This is a genomic window from Schlegelella aquatica (assembly GCF_026013905.1).
GTDB lineage: Bacteria > Pseudomonadota > Gammaproteobacteria > Burkholderiales > Burkholderiaceae_C > Caldimonas > Caldimonas aquatica.
Map to the genome: position 1 here is coordinate 978,154 of NZ_CP110257.1, position 14,412 is coordinate 992,565.

Here is a 14,412-nt window from a genome sequence, read left to right on the forward strand (position 1 = left end):
ATGACGGTGCGCATCGGCATCTCCGGGTGGCGTTACGAAGGCTGGCGCGGCGTGTTCTATCCGCTCGGGTTGCCGCAGCGCGACGAACTCGCATTCGCCTCGCGCGCGTTCGACACCATCGAGATCAACGGCTCGTTCTACGGCTTGCTGCGCCCGCCACACTACGAGGCCTGGTATGCCCAGACGCCCCCGGGCTTCGTCCTCGCCGTCAAGGCGCCGCGCTACATCACGCACGTGAAACGGCTGCGCGACGTGGAACGGGCGCTGGCCAACTTCTTCGCCTCCGGCGTGCTGCGGCTGCGCGAGAAGATGGGGCCGCTGCTGTGGCAGCTGCCGCCGAACTTCGAGTTCGACGCCGAGCGCATCGACGGCTTCCTGCGGCTGTTGCCGCGCGATTCGCAGGAGGCGGCGGCCCTGGCCCGTCGGCGCGACAGCGGGTTCATGAAGGGCCGCACCGCCTTGGCCGTCGATGCCCCTCGCCCGTGGCGCCACGCGATCGAAGTCCGGCACGAGAGCTTCATCACCCCTCGCTTCATCGAGCTGCTGCAGCGCCACGGGGTGGCGGTGGTCGTGGCCGACGCGGCCGGCAAGTGGCCCTGCATCGAGGACGTGACGGCCGACTTCGTGTATCTGCGCCTGCACGGGCACGAGGATCTGTACGCCAGCGGGTACTCCGACGCCGCGTTGAGCGGCTGGGCCCGCCGCATCGGCGCGTGGCACGAGGGCAGCCAGCCCGGCGACGCCCGCCTCGCCGACGGCACGCGCGAGCCACACCGCCGTCCGCGCGACGTCTATGCCTACTTCGACAACGACGCGAAGGTGCACGCGCCGTTCGACGCGGCCGCCTTGCGCGCCATGCTCCGCCTCCCACCGCTCGAGCACACCCCGCAGCGGCGGCATCCCACGGGTTCATGAAGCAGGCAAGACGCCCGCGGGCACGCCCTTTGCCGCTGTGGGCCCCCGGGTGCACCATTCGCCCTGACGTGCCCCGGGGGCGGCGCAGGTCGCTTGCCGGGTGAACCGCCTGCAAGCAGGTGCCCCTCACGATGCCATGCTCGACACACTGACCCAGACCGTTCGAGATCCCGACCACCTGGCGATGGCCCTCCGGCTCCTGGCCGCGCTCGTCATCGGCGGCGCGATCGGCCTCGAACGCAGCTATCACGGCCGCCCCGCCGGCTTTCGCACTCACGCGCTCGTGTGCCTGTCCACGGCGCTGCTGATGCTCGTCACCGTCTACGAGACGCGCTGGTTTCCGGGCATCAGCCAGGGCCGCATCACGCTCGACCCGACCCGCATGGCCCAGGGCATCATGACGGGCATCGGCTTTCTCGGCGCCGGCACCATCATGAAAGAGGGCCTGTCCGTGCGCGGCCTCACCACCGCCGCCTCGATCTGGGTCACGGCCGCGCTCGGCGTGTTGATCGGGATCGGCTTCTACTTCCCGGCCGTGGTGGCCACGCTGCTCACGCTGGGCACCCTGTCCTTGTTCCGCTGGATCGAGAACAGCATCCCCACCCAGTTCTATGCGAACTTCGTCGTGCGTTTCGCGCGCGGGGCCAGCATCAGCGAAGCCGAGATGCGCCGGATGCTGGAGCAGTTCGGCTTCTCGATTGCTCGGCTCAACTACCGTCTGGACGCGGAAGCCGGCTTCTTCGAGTACCGCATGGTCATCCGCAGCGGCCGCGCGGCCAATGCGGCGGCCCTGTCCGATATGCTGAGCAAGCTCGACGTGGTCAAGGAGTTCCGCGTCTCGCCCCTGGGCGACTGACCCCGCGCCCGTCTGGCCGCGCCGGTGCAATCGCCCTGCTGCAAGAGAGGTGTCCATGATCCAACGCTGGTCGATCACGGCCGTGGCCGCCGCCCTCCTGGGGCTGGCCGGGTGCGCCGCGAGCCCCCGTGCGCCCGAAGTCCCTCCACCGGGCACGTTGCGCTACGTCGGCGTGCTGCCCTGTGCCGAGTGCCCGGGGCTGCGTACCGAACTCTGGCTGATGCGCGCCGCAGACGGCACGCCGTCCGGCTACCGCATGACGCAGCAGCCGCTCGGGGCGCCGAAGGACGCCGCGGCCGAGAACCGGGGAAGTTGGGTCCTGGGTTCCGGCGCGGCCGACGATCCCCGGGCCGTCGTCATCCAGACCGATCCCGACCAGCCGGCCCGCATGCGCAGCTTCCGCCAGGCCGGGCCGTGGGTGCTGCGTGCGCTGGACCACCAGCTGCAGGAGCTGCCCGCCGCATGGCCCCGCAGCCTGGTGCGCGTGCCGGACGACCTGCCGCCCCAGGCTTTGGTGCTCACGGCCGGCGACAGGCTCGTTCGCCATGCCGTGCGGGCGGGGCAGGAGGTGGCGCTGATCCTGCCGGCCCGGGCCGCGGAGGGGTGGCGCTGGCGCGTGGCCGATGCCCCCCCGGGCTTGCAGCCGCTCGCCCACGTGGGCCACGTGCCCGACCCGGCTTCTCCCGGCTCCGGCTTCGACGTGCTGCGCTTCCGCGCCGTGGGCACCGGGGTCATGAACCTGCGCGCACAGTACACCCGAGAAGGAGGGGCGGTCGCCCAGACGCTGCCCTACGAGTTGGAGGTCAGGTAAGGCGGTGCGGGCCCGAAAATGTGCATCCCGCACATTTCTCTTGAAATGTGCAGCTTGCACATTTAAACTGGAGGCCAGACCCTAGCACTGGACCTCCGTGGACACCCGCCTGCACCCCACCGCCCTCGCGTCGGACCTCGACGCCCAGGGGCCTCTCGGTGAACTGCACGCCGCGCTGCGCGCCGTGCTGCTGCCGTTGGCCCGACTGGCGGTGGCCCAGGGCCTGCCCTATGCGCAGGCCGAGGCTCTGCTCAAGCTCGCCTTTCTCGAGGCAGGGCGCGAGGCCCACGGGGGCCACGCCCAACGGGCGGTCAGCCGCATCAGCGCGGCCACCGGGTTGAGCCGGCGCGAGGTCACGCGCCTCCTCCAGCGGCCCGAGGGCGACCCCCCGCCCCGCCGCTCGCCCGCCACCGAGCTCTTCACCCGCTGGCTGTCGGACCCGGCACTGCGCACTCCCGAGGGGCGCCCCATGGCCTTGCCCCGCCAAGGGCCGGCCCCGAGCTTCGAAAGCCTGGCGCAGGCCGTGACACGCGACGTGCATCCCCGCAGCCTGCTGGAGGAGCTGTGCCGGCTGGGCCTGGCGGAGCTGGACGCCGCCGGCGAGACGGTGCACCTGCTGCGAGAGACGTACGTGCCGCAGGGCGATCTGGTGCGCATGCTCGGCTTCCTGGGCGCCAACGTCGGCGACCACTTCAGTGCGGCCGTCGCCAACGTGCTCACCGACGGCAAACGGCACTTCGAGCAGGCGCTGTTCGCCGACGAGTTGTCCGGCGAGTCCCTGGAACAAGTGCGCCGCCTCGTCACCGAGCAATGGCAGGCCCTGCTCACGGCGCTCGTGCCCGCCATCACCCGCCTGATCGAAGAAGACCGCGCCGCCGGCCGCGCACAGGACCAGCGCCTGCGCATCGGCCTGTACACCTACACGGATGCCATGCCCGCCGCGTCCGGTTCGAACCCCCCCTCACCACCGTCCGACCAGGAGAACTGAGATGTCCTCGCCTCTTTCATTGCGATCCCTGCGAGCGTGGAGAGCCGGCCTCGCCGGCTTGGTGGCCGCCTTCAGCCTCGTCGCCTGCGGCGGCGGCTCGGGCGGCGTGGACACCGGCGGCACGGGCGCCTTCTCGGTCGGGCGCATCTCCGGCTTCGGCTCCATCATCGTCAATGGTGTGCGCTACGACGACTCGAGCGCCCATGTGCAAGACGACGACGGCAACGACCTGAAGGGCCAGCTCAAGCTCGGCATGGTGGTGGAGGTGCAAGGCACGGCCCCGACCCCGGGCGCCGCAGGTGAGTTGCCCCGCAGCACGGCCTCCCACGTGGAGGTGTCCAGCGTCGTCAAGGGGCCGGTGACGGCCGCAAGCAGCAATTCGCTCACCGTCCTCGGCCAGTCCGTGACGCTCACGGCCTCCACGGTGCTCGATCTGGGCTCCGTCGCTGCCGCAGACCTGGAGGGCCGGGTGGTCGAGGTGTACGGCTATCCGAGCGCCTCGGGGCCGATCGTGGCGACCCGGGTGGAGCTTGAATCGTCTGCGCCGGCCTTCTACAAGCTCACCGGGTTCGTGAGCAACCCCAACACGTCCGGCGGCACCACCACGTTCACCCTCGGGGGCACCAGCCTCACCTACACCGGGGCGCTGCCCGAAGGCTTCGCCAACGGCCGTCTCGTGCGCGTGAAGCTCCGGGCCGACTCGCCTGCGCCGGCCGTCTGGACGGCCACCGAGATCCGCGTGCGCAAGGTCTATGACGACCACGCCGAGGCCGAGGTGGAGGGCGTGGTGACCTCGTACACGAGTGCGGGCGACTTCACGGTCAACGGACTGCGGGTCGACGCCAGCCGAGCCACGTTCGAAGGCAGCGGCACGCTCGCCGCCGGGGTGCGCGTCGAAGTCGAAGGTTCGATCCAGAACGGCGTGCTCATCGCGCGGAAGGTGGAGTTCGAGGACGACGAGTCCGAGGACGAGCGCGAGATCGAGCTGCACGGCGCGATCAGCGGCTTCACTGCGGGCACCGGCAGCAGCGCCACCTTCGTCGTCCGCGGGGTCGCGGTGCGGGTCGACGGCACCACCACCTACAAGGACGGTCTGAGCTTCGGCGCCCTGGCCAACAGCTTGGCGGTCGAGGTCAAGGGCCGGCTGCACACCGACGGTGCGACCGTCATCGCCACCGAGGTCAAGCGCGACGACTGATCCCCGCTCGTCGCCTTGCTGGAAAGGGCCGCACGCTGCGGCCCTTTTTGATCGCCGCCCGCGGCCGCCCACCCGGCTTCAGCGAGGCTTGTGCAAGGTCGCCACGCAGGCCGGCCCTTCTCGCGGCACGGCGGGGGCGGGCTCGTCTTCCAGCCGCGCCAGGATGCCGCATTCGCCGCCCCGGTGCCCGGGCCCGCAGGCGGCGCGAAGGTCCTGCAACTGGGCCTCGAGCTGCCGCAGCTCCTCGATGCGCCGGCGCACGTGCACGAGGTGCTCGTCGATCAGGTCGTTCGCGTCGGCGCAGTCCGACTGCGGATCGTCGCGCACCCGCAGCAGCGTGCGGATCTCGTCGAGCGAGAGGTCCAACGCCCGGCAGTGGCGGATGAACCGCAGCCGGGCCACGTGGGTGTCGTCGTAGCGCCGGTAGTTCGCATCGCTGCGCGGTGGCACGGGCATGAGCCCGGCCTTCTCGTAGTAGCGCACCGTGTCCACCGGGGTGTCGCTCAGCCGGGCCAGATCGCCGATCTTCATCGCTTGACTCTGGAGTTGCTACAGGGTTTGCAATCACTGTAATTGCTTGACCCCGACCCCGACGAAAGGAGTGCGATGTCCGCCCACTGTCACGATCACTGCCCGTCCAGCGCACAAGAAGCCCGGGACCCCCGCTGGCGACGGGTGCTCTGGGTGGCGCTCGTCGTCAACGCCGCCATGTTCTTCGTCGAGCTCGCGGGCGGGTTGTCGGCCGACTCGGCCTCCCTGCTGGCCGATGCGGTGGATTTCGCGGCCGATGCACTGAACTACGGGGCATCGCTCCTGGTGCTCGGCATGGCGGCGCACTGGAGCACCCGGCTCGCGAGCGTCAAGGGTGCGCTGATGGTCGGCTACGGCCTCGTCGTGCTCGGCCGCGCGGCGTGGTCCGCGTGGGCCGGGTCCTCACCGCAGCCCGTCACGATGGGCGGGATCGGCCTGCTGGCCTTCGCGGCCAACCTGACGGTGGCGGCGCTGCTCTACCGCTACCGCGGCGGCAGCGCCAATGCCCGCTCGGTGTGGCTGTGCTCACGCAACGACGCGCTCGGCAACCTCGCGATCGTCCTCGCGGCGCTGGGCGTGTTCGGCACCGGCACGGCGTGGCCCGACCTGGTGGTGGCCACCCTCATGGCCTCGCTGGGCATCTCCGGCGGCTGGCAGGTGCTGCGCTATGCCCGCGACGAGCGCCGCGAGGGGCGGGTGCACGTGCACGGCTGAAGGGCACGGGGCCCCGACGCCCATGCTCTTGTGTGCCCGTGCCCCGCTAGCTGCACGCGGTGCCGCCGCAGTGCGTCAGGGGCTGTTCGGGCAGCGCGGCCCGTGCACGCTGCGGGTCGATGCTCTCCGTGCTGGTGTCGAAGCCGACCTGACTGCAGTGGAAGGCGAGGGCCGCGTCCATCGTCTGCACATGGTGGGCGAACCAGATGCCCAGCTCCTGCGCCAGCCGCGAAAAATCGACCGCCTCCCCGCGACGCGCACGGCCCGCCTGGTCACGCAGCACGGCCAGCACCTGGGCGTGCTGCGTCTCGTGACAGCTGCCCGGGGCAAAGCCGGTGGCACGCATCCAGCGGTCTTCCTGGCCGAAGTGCGCCTCGGTGTGGCCGATCAGGTCGTCCAGCCGCGCCAGTCGCTCGTCCTCGCCGGCGTCTCGCAGGCTTTCGAGCAGCACGAGGAACTCCTCGTGCGTGGTGTCCATGCGGGGGTTGTCGAGGGCGAGGTCTTCGCTCCAGCTTGCGGCAGTCATCGGGGCCTCCGGTCGGGAAGGCCCGAGACTAGACGCAGACGAGGGGGCCGGTCTTGACGTGGATCAGGGCCGGCCCACCGCCCCGGACACGCGCCTCAGCCCGCCAGCCGCGCGCGGTGCCGGGCGATCTGGGCCCGCACCTGCGCGGGCGCCGTGCCGCCGAGGATGTCGCGCGCTTGCAGCGAGCCGCGCAGGGAGAGCACCTGGTACACGTCGTCCTCGATCGCGGCGCTGTAGCCCTGCAACGTGGCCAGTGGCAGCTCGGCGAGGTCCACCCCGCGAGCGATGGCGTCCTTGACCGCGTGAGCCACCACCTCGTGCGCGTCGCGGAAGGGCAGGCCCTTCTTGACGAGGTAGTCGGCCAGGTCGGTCGCAGTGGCGTAGCCCTTGAGGGCGGCGCGCTCCATCGCCTCGGGCTTCACGGTGATGCCGCCCACCATCTCGGCGAAGATGCGCAGCGTGTCCTTGAGGGTGTCCACCGTGTCGAAGAGCGGCTCCTTGTCTTCCTGGTTGTCTTTGTTGTAGGCGAGGGGCTGGCCCTTCATCAGCGTGATGAGGCCCATCAGGTGGCCCACCACGCGGCCCGTCTTGCCGCGGGCGAGCTCCGGCACGTCCGGGTTCTTCTTCTGCGGCATGATCGACGAGCCGGTGCAGAAGCGGTCCGCGATGTCGATGAAGCCGAAGCTCTGGCTCATCCAGAGGATGAGCTCCTCCGACAGCCGCGACACATGCACCATCGCGAGCGACGCGGCGGCCGTGAACTCGATCGCGAAGTCGCGGTCGCTCACCGCGTCCAGCGAGTTCTGGCAGATGCCCTCCATGCCCAGCGTGCGGGCCACCCGTTCGCGGTCCAGCGGGTAGCTGGTGCCGGCCAGCGCCGCGGCACCCAGCGGCAGTCGATTCACGCGCTTTCTCACGTCGCGCATGCGCTCGGCGTCGCGCGCGAACATTTCCACATAGGCCAGCATGTGGTGGCCGAAGCTCACCGGCTGCGCGACCTGCAGGTGCGTGAAGCCCGGCAGGATCACCTCCGCGTGGCGCTCGGCCAGGTCGAGCAAGGCTTTCTGCAGGTCGCCCAGCAGCCCGTCGATCAGGTCGATCTCCTCGCGCAGCCACAGCCGCACGTCGGTGGCGACCTGGTCGTTGCGCGAGCGGCCGGTGTGCAAGCGCTTGCCGGCGTCGCCCACCAGTTGCGTGAGGCGCGCCTCGATGTTCAGGTGCACGTCCTCCAGGTCCAGCTTCCAGTCGAAGCGGCCGGACTCGATCTCCTCGCGGATCTGCGCCATGCCGCGCTGGATCGCCGCCCAGTCGTCCTGAGAGATGACACCCTGCGCCGCCAGCATCTCGGCGTGCGCGAGCGAGCCCTGGATGTCGGCCTTCCACAGCCGCTTGTCGAAGAAGACGCTGGCGGTGTAGCGCTTGACCAGATCGCTCATCGGCTCGGAGAAGAGGGCGGACCAGGCTTCGGATTTCTTGTCGAGTTGATTGGCGGACATGATGGACGCGAGGTAGGGGCCGGGCGACAGCGTGCAGCCCGGCGCTTGCCGGGGGCGGCTTCCGTCTTGGAGAATCGCTGCGGCGCCGGGTGCCGGGCCGCCACGTCGACGGGCCGGCACTTCTTCACGAAAGCGCCACCCCTGGATTCTAGGAGACTCGTCTTTGCGACCTTCGCCCGCGCCGACGCGCCCTTCGGGCCTCACGTCGCCCAGCCAGTTCGGCACCACGACGATCTTCGATCACGTCGCAGGCCCCGCAGCGGGCGGCCGGCGGCCTACCTCCGCGCTCGAGACCTGCCAGATCGGCGTGGTGCTGCGCGCTGTGCTGTTCGTCCACGGCGTGCTGGCGGTGGGGCTGGGCCTGGCGGCGGTGGACGGGCAGGACTGGCTGCTGCGTTTTGCCTCGGCCACGGCGGTGGCGCTGCCGGGCACGCTCGCCTGGCTCGTGGTGGTGTGTGCGCTGCGCCGCTGGATCGTCCGCATGACGGACGTAGGGCAGTGGGTCCTGGTGACGGGGTTGGGAGCGCTCGCCGGGGCCTACGGCATGTGGCAGGTGGGCTTGACCGGCCTGGCCACGCCGCACATGGGGCTGGACGGGGCACCGCTCGTCGCCGGCGCCGCGCTGGCCGCGGCGCTCTTCTACGCCTTGCGCCTGCGCGCCCGCAGCCAGCTGCCGGCGGTCACGGCCGCCCGGCTGGCCGAGCTCCAGTCGCGCATCCGGCCGCATTTCCTGTTCAATACGCTGAACACGGCGATCGCGCTGGTGCGGATCGATCCGGCGCGTGCCGAGGCCGTGCTCGAGGATCTGTCCGAGCTGTTCCGGGTCGCGCTGATCGAGTCCGGCTCGTCCGTGACGCTGGCGGAGGAGGTGGAGCTCGCCCAGCGGTATCTGGCGATCGAGCAGATCCGCTTCGGCGAGCGGCTCAAGGTCACCTGGGAGCTCGACGCCCGTGCCGGCGAGGCCCGCGTGCCTCCGCTGCTGTTGCAACCGCTCGTGGAGAATGCGGTGCGGCACGGGATCGAACCGGCACCCCAAGGAGGGTGGGTGCGGGTGCGCACGGCAGTGCGCGGCGGGCAGGCGCTCATCTCGGTGAGCAACTCCCTGCCGCCCGCGGGCCAGGCGGCCCCGCCCGGCCACGGCATGGCGCTGCGCAATGTGAAGGAGCGCCTGCGGCTGATGCATGATGTGGCCGCCCAATTCTCGGCCGGGCCGGAGCGCGATACGTGGCGCGTCCATGTCGTCGTGCCGCTGAAGTCCTGACAAGAGAGAAGAGAAGAACGGGTCGGAGGCTCTAGATGACGCTGAGGGTGTTGATCGTGGACGACGAGGAGCTCGCGCGGCTGCGGCTGCGCAGCCTCGTGCATGAGTGCGAAGAGCCGGGCGCGCAGGTCGTCGGCGAAGCGGCCAATGCGGTGCAGGCGCTGAGCTGGCTGGCACAGGAACGCTGCGACCTCGTGCTGCTGGACGTGCAGATGCCCGGGGCCGATGGCCTGAGGCTGGCGAGCGAGCTGCGCCGCCACGAACAGCCGCCGGCGGTGGTCTTCGTCACGGCCCACCCCGAGCATGCCGTCAGCGCCTTCGACCTCGAGGCCGTCGACTACCTCACGAAACCGGTGCGGCGCGAGCGATTGCAGGCCGCCTTGCACCGGGCGCACGACCGGCTCAGGGCTCGCGGTGCCGCGGCCGATGCGGAGCCGGTGCTGGTCGTCAACGACCGCGGCCGCGTCACCCGTGTCCCGGTCTCGGAGGTTCTCTACCTCAAGGCCGAGCTCAAGTACGTGACCTTGCGCACCGCGCGCCACACCTACGTGCTCGACGAATCGCTCTCCGAACTGGAAGAGCGGCTGGGCGAACGCTTCCTGCGGGTGCACCGCAACGCACTGGTCGCCCGCCGCGCCGTGCGCGCGCTCGAGCGCCGGGCAGTGCCGGGCGACGAGGAGGCAGGCAGGGAAGGCTGGGCCGTGCGCATCGAAGGCACCGACGAGTGGCTGGCAGTCTCGCGCCGGCAGGTCGCTGCGGTGCGCGAGGCGCTGACGGCCGAAGGGGTCTGAGCGTCGAGGCTCCGACGCCATCCAAGTCCCGAGCGCCCGGCACGTTCGGGGCGCGACGATGACCGCGTGTATCGACCTCGCCGGCCCCGCCACGCGTGGAAACCGGCTGTCGTCGAACTGTCACGACCCGGTCATATACTGAATTTCCATGACTGCTGAGGTGCATGCGCCCCGCGCAGGGCTTGCGCTGCTCAACCGTGAGCGCGCGATCCTGGAATTCAATCACCGCGTGCTCGCGCAGGCGAGGCGCCCCGACGTGCCGCTGCTCGAGCGCCTGCGCTACATCTGCATCGTCTCGTCCAACCTCGACGAGTTCTTCGAAGTGCGCTTCGGCGACTACCTGGAGGCGTCCCGCCAGCCGGGGGCGGCGGTCTCGGCGCGCGACCTCGCCGAGGTGGCTGCGGCGGCGCACGATCTGATCGACCGGCAGTACGCCGTCTTCAACGACGAGGTCATGCCGGCGCTCGAGCTCGAAGGCATCGTCGTCCTCAACCATGCCGAGCGCAATCTGCAGCAGCGGCGTTGGGTGGACCACTTCTTCCAGCGGCAGGTGCGACCGCTGCTGGTGCCCGTCGGGCTGGACCCGTCGCATCCGTTTCCACAAGTCGCCAACAAGTCACTCAACTTCATCGTCAAGCTGGGCGGCAAGGACGCGTTCGGGCGCGAGAACTCCATCGCCATCGTCAAGGTGCCCCGCGTGCTGCCGCGCGTGATCCGTCTGCCCGATGAACTGGCCCCCGGACAGCAGGCCTTCGTGCTGCTGTCCAGCGTGATCCGTGCCCACCTGGAGGAGCTCTTTCCGGGCCGCACCGTGGAGGCGTTCTCGCAGTTCCGTGTCACCCGCGACTCGGACCTCGCGGTCGACGAGCAGGACGTCACCAACCTGCGCCAAGCCTTGCGCACGTCGCTGACCACCCGGCACTTCGGCCAGGCGATCCGGCTCGAGGTGGTGCGTACCTGCCCCGAGGAGCTGTCCTCCTTCCTGCTGCAACAGTTCGGCCTGCCGCCGCAGGCGCTGTACCGGGTCAACGGGCCGGTCAACCTGGTGCGGCTCGACCAGCTCATCGAGCAGGCCGACGCGCCGCATTTGCGCTATCCGTCCTACGAGCCCGCGTGGCCCGCGGCCTTGCCGCGCGGGGTCAGCATGTTCCAGCGCCTGCGCGAAGGCGACGTGCTCCTGCACCATCCCTTCGAGTCGTTCGAGCCCGTGGTGCAGCTGCTGCGCGAAGCGGTGCACGACCCGGACGTACTCGCCATCAAGCAGACCATCTACCGCACCGGGGCGCAGTCGGTGCTGATGGACTTGCTGCTGGAGGCCGCCCGCCGCGGCAAGGAGGTCACGGCCGTCGTGGAGCTCAAAGCACGCTTCGACGAGGAGGCCAACATCAACTGGGCCGAGCAGCTCGAGGCAGTCGGCGCGCAGGTGGTGTACGGCATCGTCGGGCTCAAGACGCATGCCAAGCTGCTGCTCGTCACCCGGCGCGAGGGCGGGCGGTTGCGCCGCTATGCGCACTTGTCCACCGGCAACTACAACCCCAAGACGGCGCGGCTTTACACCGACATCGGCCACCTGACTGCCGACCCCGAGCTCACGGCCGACGCGGACACCGTGTTCCAGCAGCTGGCCAGCCTCACCAAGGTGCGCCCCCCGAGGCACCTGTTGCTCGCCCCGTTCACGCTGCACAAGCAGATGCTGCGCCACATCGACCAGGTCGCCGAAGCGGCGGCCGCCGGGCGCCCGGCGCGCATCGTGCTCAAGGTCAACGCATTGACCGACGTCCCGCTGATCGAGGCCCTCGTGCGCGCCGCGCAGGCCGGCGCCCGCATCGACCTCTTGGTGCGCGGCGCGTGCATGCTGCCCCCCGGCGTGCCCCGCTGGACCGAGCGCATCCGGGTGCGCTCGATCGTCGGGCGGTTCCTGGAGCACACGCGCGTCATCTACTTCCGCTGGGGCGACACCGAGGCACAGGAAGTGCTCTATCTCTCGAGTGCAGACTGGATGAGCCGCAACATGTTCCGGCGCATCGAGGTGGCTTGGCCGGTGCGCGAGGCACGGCTGCGCCAACGGGTCATCGACGAGTGCCTGGTGCCCTATCTGCACGACCGTATGGACGCCTGGGAATTGGCAAGCGACGGACACTACGTGCGTGTGGCCGAGGACGGGCCCAGCGCCCAGCAAGCTCTGCTGGCGCGCTATGCGGCCCCCTGAGCCACCAGCCACGCGGGGGCAGTGACATGGACCTGATCTTGTGGCGACATGCCGAGGCCGAGATGCTGCGTCCCGAGGACGTGGCCGCAGGCGCCGACCCGTACCCGCTGGACCTGGAGCGGGCCTTGACGGCCAAGGGCGAGCGCCAGGCACAGCGGATGGCGGAATGGATCAACCGCCGCATCGCCGCCTCGACGCGCGTGCTGGTCAGCCCCGCGCGCCGCACCCGGCAGACGGCGGAGGCGCTGGGCAGGCCCTACAAGGTGGTGGCCTCGCTCGCGCCGGGCGCGACGGTGGAGGACGTCCTGCAGGCGGCCCGCTGGCCGGACGCCTCCGAACCGGTGCTGATCGTCGGTCACCAGCCCACGCTCGGACTGGTGGCGGCCCACCTGCTCGCCGGGTTGGACGAACACTGGTCGGTGAAGAAGGGGGCCGTGTGGTGGTTGCGGCATCGCGTGCGCGACGGCCTCGCCGAGGTCACGCTGCAGGCCGTGCAGGCGCCGGACCTGCTCTAGCCTCCTGCCACTGCGGCCGGGCACCCGCCGGCGTCAGAGCGGGAGCGGCACTTCGAGCACGAGCGCGCCGACCCGCTCCCAGGCTTCGCGCTCCTGCTGCAGCAGATAGAGCGTGCGCGGATGGCGCTGCGCCCACGCAGGCTCGGGCACGAGTCGCAGCTTGCGGCCCTCGCGCTGAAGGGTGAGCGCCTTCAGCTCGGGTGCCTGGCGCGCGTGGCACAGCAGCACCGCCAGGCGCAGGCTCACCAGCTGCAAGACGAAGGTCTCGTCGGGCAGCGACGCCTCCACCTTGCGCAGCCCGCCGCGCTGCCCCAGCACCAGCGCGGCCAGCCGGCGCTGCTGCGACTGAGAAAAACCCGCTGCGTCCACGTGGGCCAGGAGGTAGGCGCTGTGGCGGTGATGGTCATGGTGCGAGACGCTCATGCCCACCTCGTGCAGTTGGGCCGCCCACTCGAGCTCGCGCCGCGCCTCCCCGGCCGGCCCCTCGAGGCGGTCGTACAGCGCGAGCGCCACCTCGCGGACGCGTTCGGCCTGCGCGAGGTCCGCATGGAATCGCTCCTGCAACTGCCGCACCGACTCGTCACGCATGTCATGCACATGGGCCCCGGCCCGTGCCGCGTGCAGCCTCTCGTCCAGGTCGAAGATCACGCCCTGACGCAGCGCACCGCGGGCCGGCACGAGGGCATCCAGCCCGAACTGGATCGCCAGCGTGTAGAGGAGCGACAAACCACCACCGATCACCGGGCGGCGGTCATCCTTCAGGCCGGGCAGGTCCAGCGCCTCGACGCGGCCCGCCTTGAGGCACTGGTCGATGCACCACCTCAAACCCTCGGGGGTCACCGTCCCGTCCGTCACGCCGCAGGCCGCAAGCACCTGCGAAACCGCCCCGACGGTGCCCGAGGAGCCGAAGGCGTGCCGCCAATGCCGCGGCGCGAAAGTCTCCAGCGCTTCCTCCAACTCGGCGCCCGCGGCCACCTGCGCCGCGCGAAAGGCTTCGGGCGTCAGGCGCCCATCGGCGAAGTACCGCAGCGACAAGCCCACGCTGCCCACCTGGAACGACTCGGCCACCAGCGGTGTGCGCCCCTCACCGAGGATCATCTCCGTCGAGCGCCCGCCGATGTCGACCACCAGCCGCCGCCCGGGCGAGGGCGGCAGCAGCCGAGCCACGCCGGCGTAGATGAGACGGGCCTCTTCGCGCCCGGAGATGACTTCGATCGGGTGGCCGAGGACGGCTTGGGCGCGCGAGAGGAAGGCGTCGCGATTGCGCGCCTCGCGCAGCGTCTGCGTCGCGACGGCCCGCACATGGGTGGCGGACAAGCCCTTGAGGCGCTCCGCGAAGCGGGCGAGACAGGCGAGTCCGCGCTGCGTCGCATCCTCGGTGAGCATGCCCTGGGCGTCCAGGCCGCCACCCAGTCGCACGGTTTCTTTCAGGTAGTCCAGCCGCTTGTAGCGGCCTCGCTGGATCTGGGCGATCTCCAGTCGAAAGCTGTTCGATCCAAGGTCGATGGCCGCCAGCAATGGGGCCGGCTCGCGTGCGAGCAGGGCGGTGTCGGGTCCACGCATGCGCGGATTGTCCCTGCAAAACCCGCCGCCCCCCGTGA

At 70.6% G+C, this 14,412-nt stretch carries 14 protein-coding genes; 10 read left to right on the forward strand and 4 right to left on the reverse strand.

The window, feature by feature from the left end; genetic code table 11:
- The 5 genes from OMP39_RS04410 (at position 1) to OMP39_RS04430 (ending at position 4,768) form a co-directional block, all read left to right on the forward strand.
- On the forward strand, positions 1–915 hold the full coding sequence (locus OMP39_RS04410; protein ID WP_264893582.1) for a DUF72 domain-containing protein: 915 nt from the start codon (positions 1–3) through the stop codon (positions 913–915).
- Positions 916–1,051: 136 nt separating this feature from the next.
- The gene (locus tag OMP39_RS04415; RefSeq protein WP_264893583.1) at positions 1,052–1,771 is read left to right on the forward strand and encodes an MgtC/SapB family protein; all 720 of its coding nucleotides are present in this window, start codon (positions 1,052–1,054) and stop codon (positions 1,769–1,771) included.
- 55 nt (positions 1,772–1,826) lie between these two features.
- Complete coding sequence (locus OMP39_RS04420; protein ID WP_264893584.1) at positions 1,827–2,582, forward strand: copper resistance protein NlpE N-terminal domain-containing protein; 756 nt, start codon at positions 1,827–1,829, stop codon at positions 2,580–2,582.
- A gap of 97 nt (positions 2,583–2,679) precedes the next feature.
- Positions 2,680–3,570, forward strand: coding sequence for a DUF6502 family protein (locus OMP39_RS04425; protein ID WP_264893585.1), 891 nt, complete (start codon positions 2,680–2,682; stop codon positions 3,568–3,570).
- A 1-nt stretch (position 3,571) separates the two neighbouring features.
- On the forward strand, positions 3,572–4,768 hold the full coding sequence (locus OMP39_RS04430; RefSeq protein ID WP_264893586.1) for a DUF5666 domain-containing protein: 1,197 nt from the start codon (positions 3,572–3,574) through the stop codon (positions 4,766–4,768).
- Between the two features lie 78 nt (positions 4,769–4,846).
- Here OMP39_RS04430 and cadR read toward each other — a convergent pair whose 3' ends face one another.
- The gene (gene cadR, locus OMP39_RS04435; protein WP_264893587.1) at positions 4,847–5,299 is read right to left on the reverse strand and encodes a Cd(II)/Pb(II)-responsive transcriptional regulator; all 453 of its coding nucleotides are present in this window, start codon (positions 5,297–5,299) and stop codon (positions 4,847–4,849) included.
- 75 nt (positions 5,300–5,374) lie between these two features.
- Between cadR and OMP39_RS04440 the strand changes: the two genes are divergently transcribed.
- Positions 5,375–6,013 (forward strand): cation efflux transmembrane domain-containing protein, encoded by a 639-nt coding sequence (locus tag OMP39_RS04440; RefSeq protein WP_264893588.1) that lies wholly within the window; start codon positions 5,375–5,377, stop codon positions 6,011–6,013.
- 46 nt (positions 6,014–6,059) lie between these two features.
- Here OMP39_RS04440 and OMP39_RS04445 read toward each other — a convergent pair whose 3' ends face one another.
- Positions 6,060–6,539, reverse strand: coding sequence for a hemerythrin domain-containing protein (locus OMP39_RS04445; RefSeq protein WP_264893589.1), 480 nt, complete (start codon positions 6,537–6,539; stop codon positions 6,060–6,062).
- 95 nt (positions 6,540–6,634) lie between these two features.
- Entirely contained in the window at positions 6,635–8,035 is a 1,401-nt protein-coding gene (gene argH, locus OMP39_RS04450; RefSeq protein ID WP_264893590.1) for an argininosuccinate lyase, read from the reverse strand.
- Between the two features lie 163 nt (positions 8,036–8,198).
- On the opposite strand from argH, the gene OMP39_RS04455 reads away from it, so the two are divergent.
- The 4 genes from OMP39_RS04455 (at position 8,199) to OMP39_RS04470 (ending at position 12,811) form a co-directional block, all read left to right on the forward strand.
- A complete protein-coding gene (locus OMP39_RS04455) occupies positions 8,199–9,296 on the forward strand; it encodes a sensor histidine kinase (protein ID WP_264893591.1) in 1,098 nt (365 codons plus the stop codon).
- A gap of 35 nt (positions 9,297–9,331) precedes the next feature.
- On the forward strand, positions 9,332–10,087 hold the full coding sequence (locus OMP39_RS04460) for a LytR/AlgR family response regulator transcription factor (protein ID WP_264893592.1): 756 nt from the start codon (positions 9,332–9,334) through the stop codon (positions 10,085–10,087).
- Positions 10,088–10,235: 148 nt separating this feature from the next.
- Entirely contained in the window at positions 10,236–12,296 is a 2,061-nt protein-coding gene (gene ppk1, locus OMP39_RS04465) for a polyphosphate kinase 1 (RefSeq protein WP_264893593.1), read from the forward strand.
- 26 nt (positions 12,297–12,322) lie between these two features.
- Positions 12,323–12,811, forward strand: coding sequence for a SixA phosphatase family protein (locus OMP39_RS04470; RefSeq protein ID WP_264893594.1), 489 nt, complete (start codon positions 12,323–12,325; stop codon positions 12,809–12,811).
- A gap of 33 nt (positions 12,812–12,844) precedes the next feature.
- Here the strand turns inward: OMP39_RS04470 and OMP39_RS04475 are convergent, their stop codons facing one another.
- Positions 12,845–14,374, reverse strand: coding sequence for a Ppx/GppA phosphatase family protein (locus OMP39_RS04475; RefSeq protein WP_264893595.1), 1,530 nt, complete (start codon positions 14,372–14,374; stop codon positions 12,845–12,847).
- Positions 14,375–14,412 lie beyond the last annotated feature (38 nt).

What these genes read in the sequence shown, in the direction of transcription:
- OMP39_RS04410 (WP_264893582.1), top strand. Translation starts at nt 1, where the DNA reads ATGACGGTGCGCATCGGCATCTCCGGGTGGCGTTACGAAGGCTGGCGC.
- OMP39_RS04415 (WP_264893583.1), top strand. Translation starts at nt 1,052, where the DNA reads ATGCTCGACACACTGACCCAGACCGTTCGAGATCCCGACCACCTGGCG.
- OMP39_RS04420 (WP_264893584.1), top strand. Translation starts at nt 1,827, where the DNA reads ATGATCCAACGCTGGTCGATCACGGCCGTGGCCGCCGCCCTCCTGGGG.
- OMP39_RS04430 (WP_264893586.1), top strand. Translation starts at nt 3,572, where the DNA reads ATGTCCTCGCCTCTTTCATTGCGATCCCTGCGAGCGTGGAGAGCCGGC.
- cadR (WP_264893587.1), bottom strand. Translation starts at nt 5,299, where the DNA reads ATGAAGATCGGCGATCTGGCCCGGCTGAGCGACACCCCGGTGGACACG.
- OMP39_RS04440 (WP_264893588.1), top strand. Translation starts at nt 5,375, where the DNA reads ATGTCCGCCCACTGTCACGATCACTGCCCGTCCAGCGCACAAGAAGCC.
- OMP39_RS04445 (WP_264893589.1), bottom strand. Translation starts at nt 6,539, where the DNA reads ATGACTGCCGCAAGCTGGAGCGAAGACCTCGCCCTCGACAACCCCCGC.
- argH (WP_264893590.1), bottom strand. Translation starts at nt 8,035, where the DNA reads ATGTCCGCCAATCAACTCGACAAGAAATCCGAAGCCTGGTCCGCCCTC.
- OMP39_RS04460 (WP_264893592.1), top strand. Translation starts at nt 9,332, where the DNA reads ATGACGCTGAGGGTGTTGATCGTGGACGACGAGGAGCTCGCGCGGCTG.
- ppk1 (WP_264893593.1), top strand. Translation starts at nt 10,236, where the DNA reads ATGACTGCTGAGGTGCATGCGCCCCGCGCAGGGCTTGCGCTGCTCAAC.
- OMP39_RS04470 (WP_264893594.1), top strand. Translation starts at nt 12,323, where the DNA reads ATGGACCTGATCTTGTGGCGACATGCCGAGGCCGAGATGCTGCGTCCC.
- OMP39_RS04475 (WP_264893595.1), bottom strand. Translation starts at nt 14,374, where the DNA reads ATGCGTGGACCCGACACCGCCCTGCTCGCACGCGAGCCGGCCCCATTG.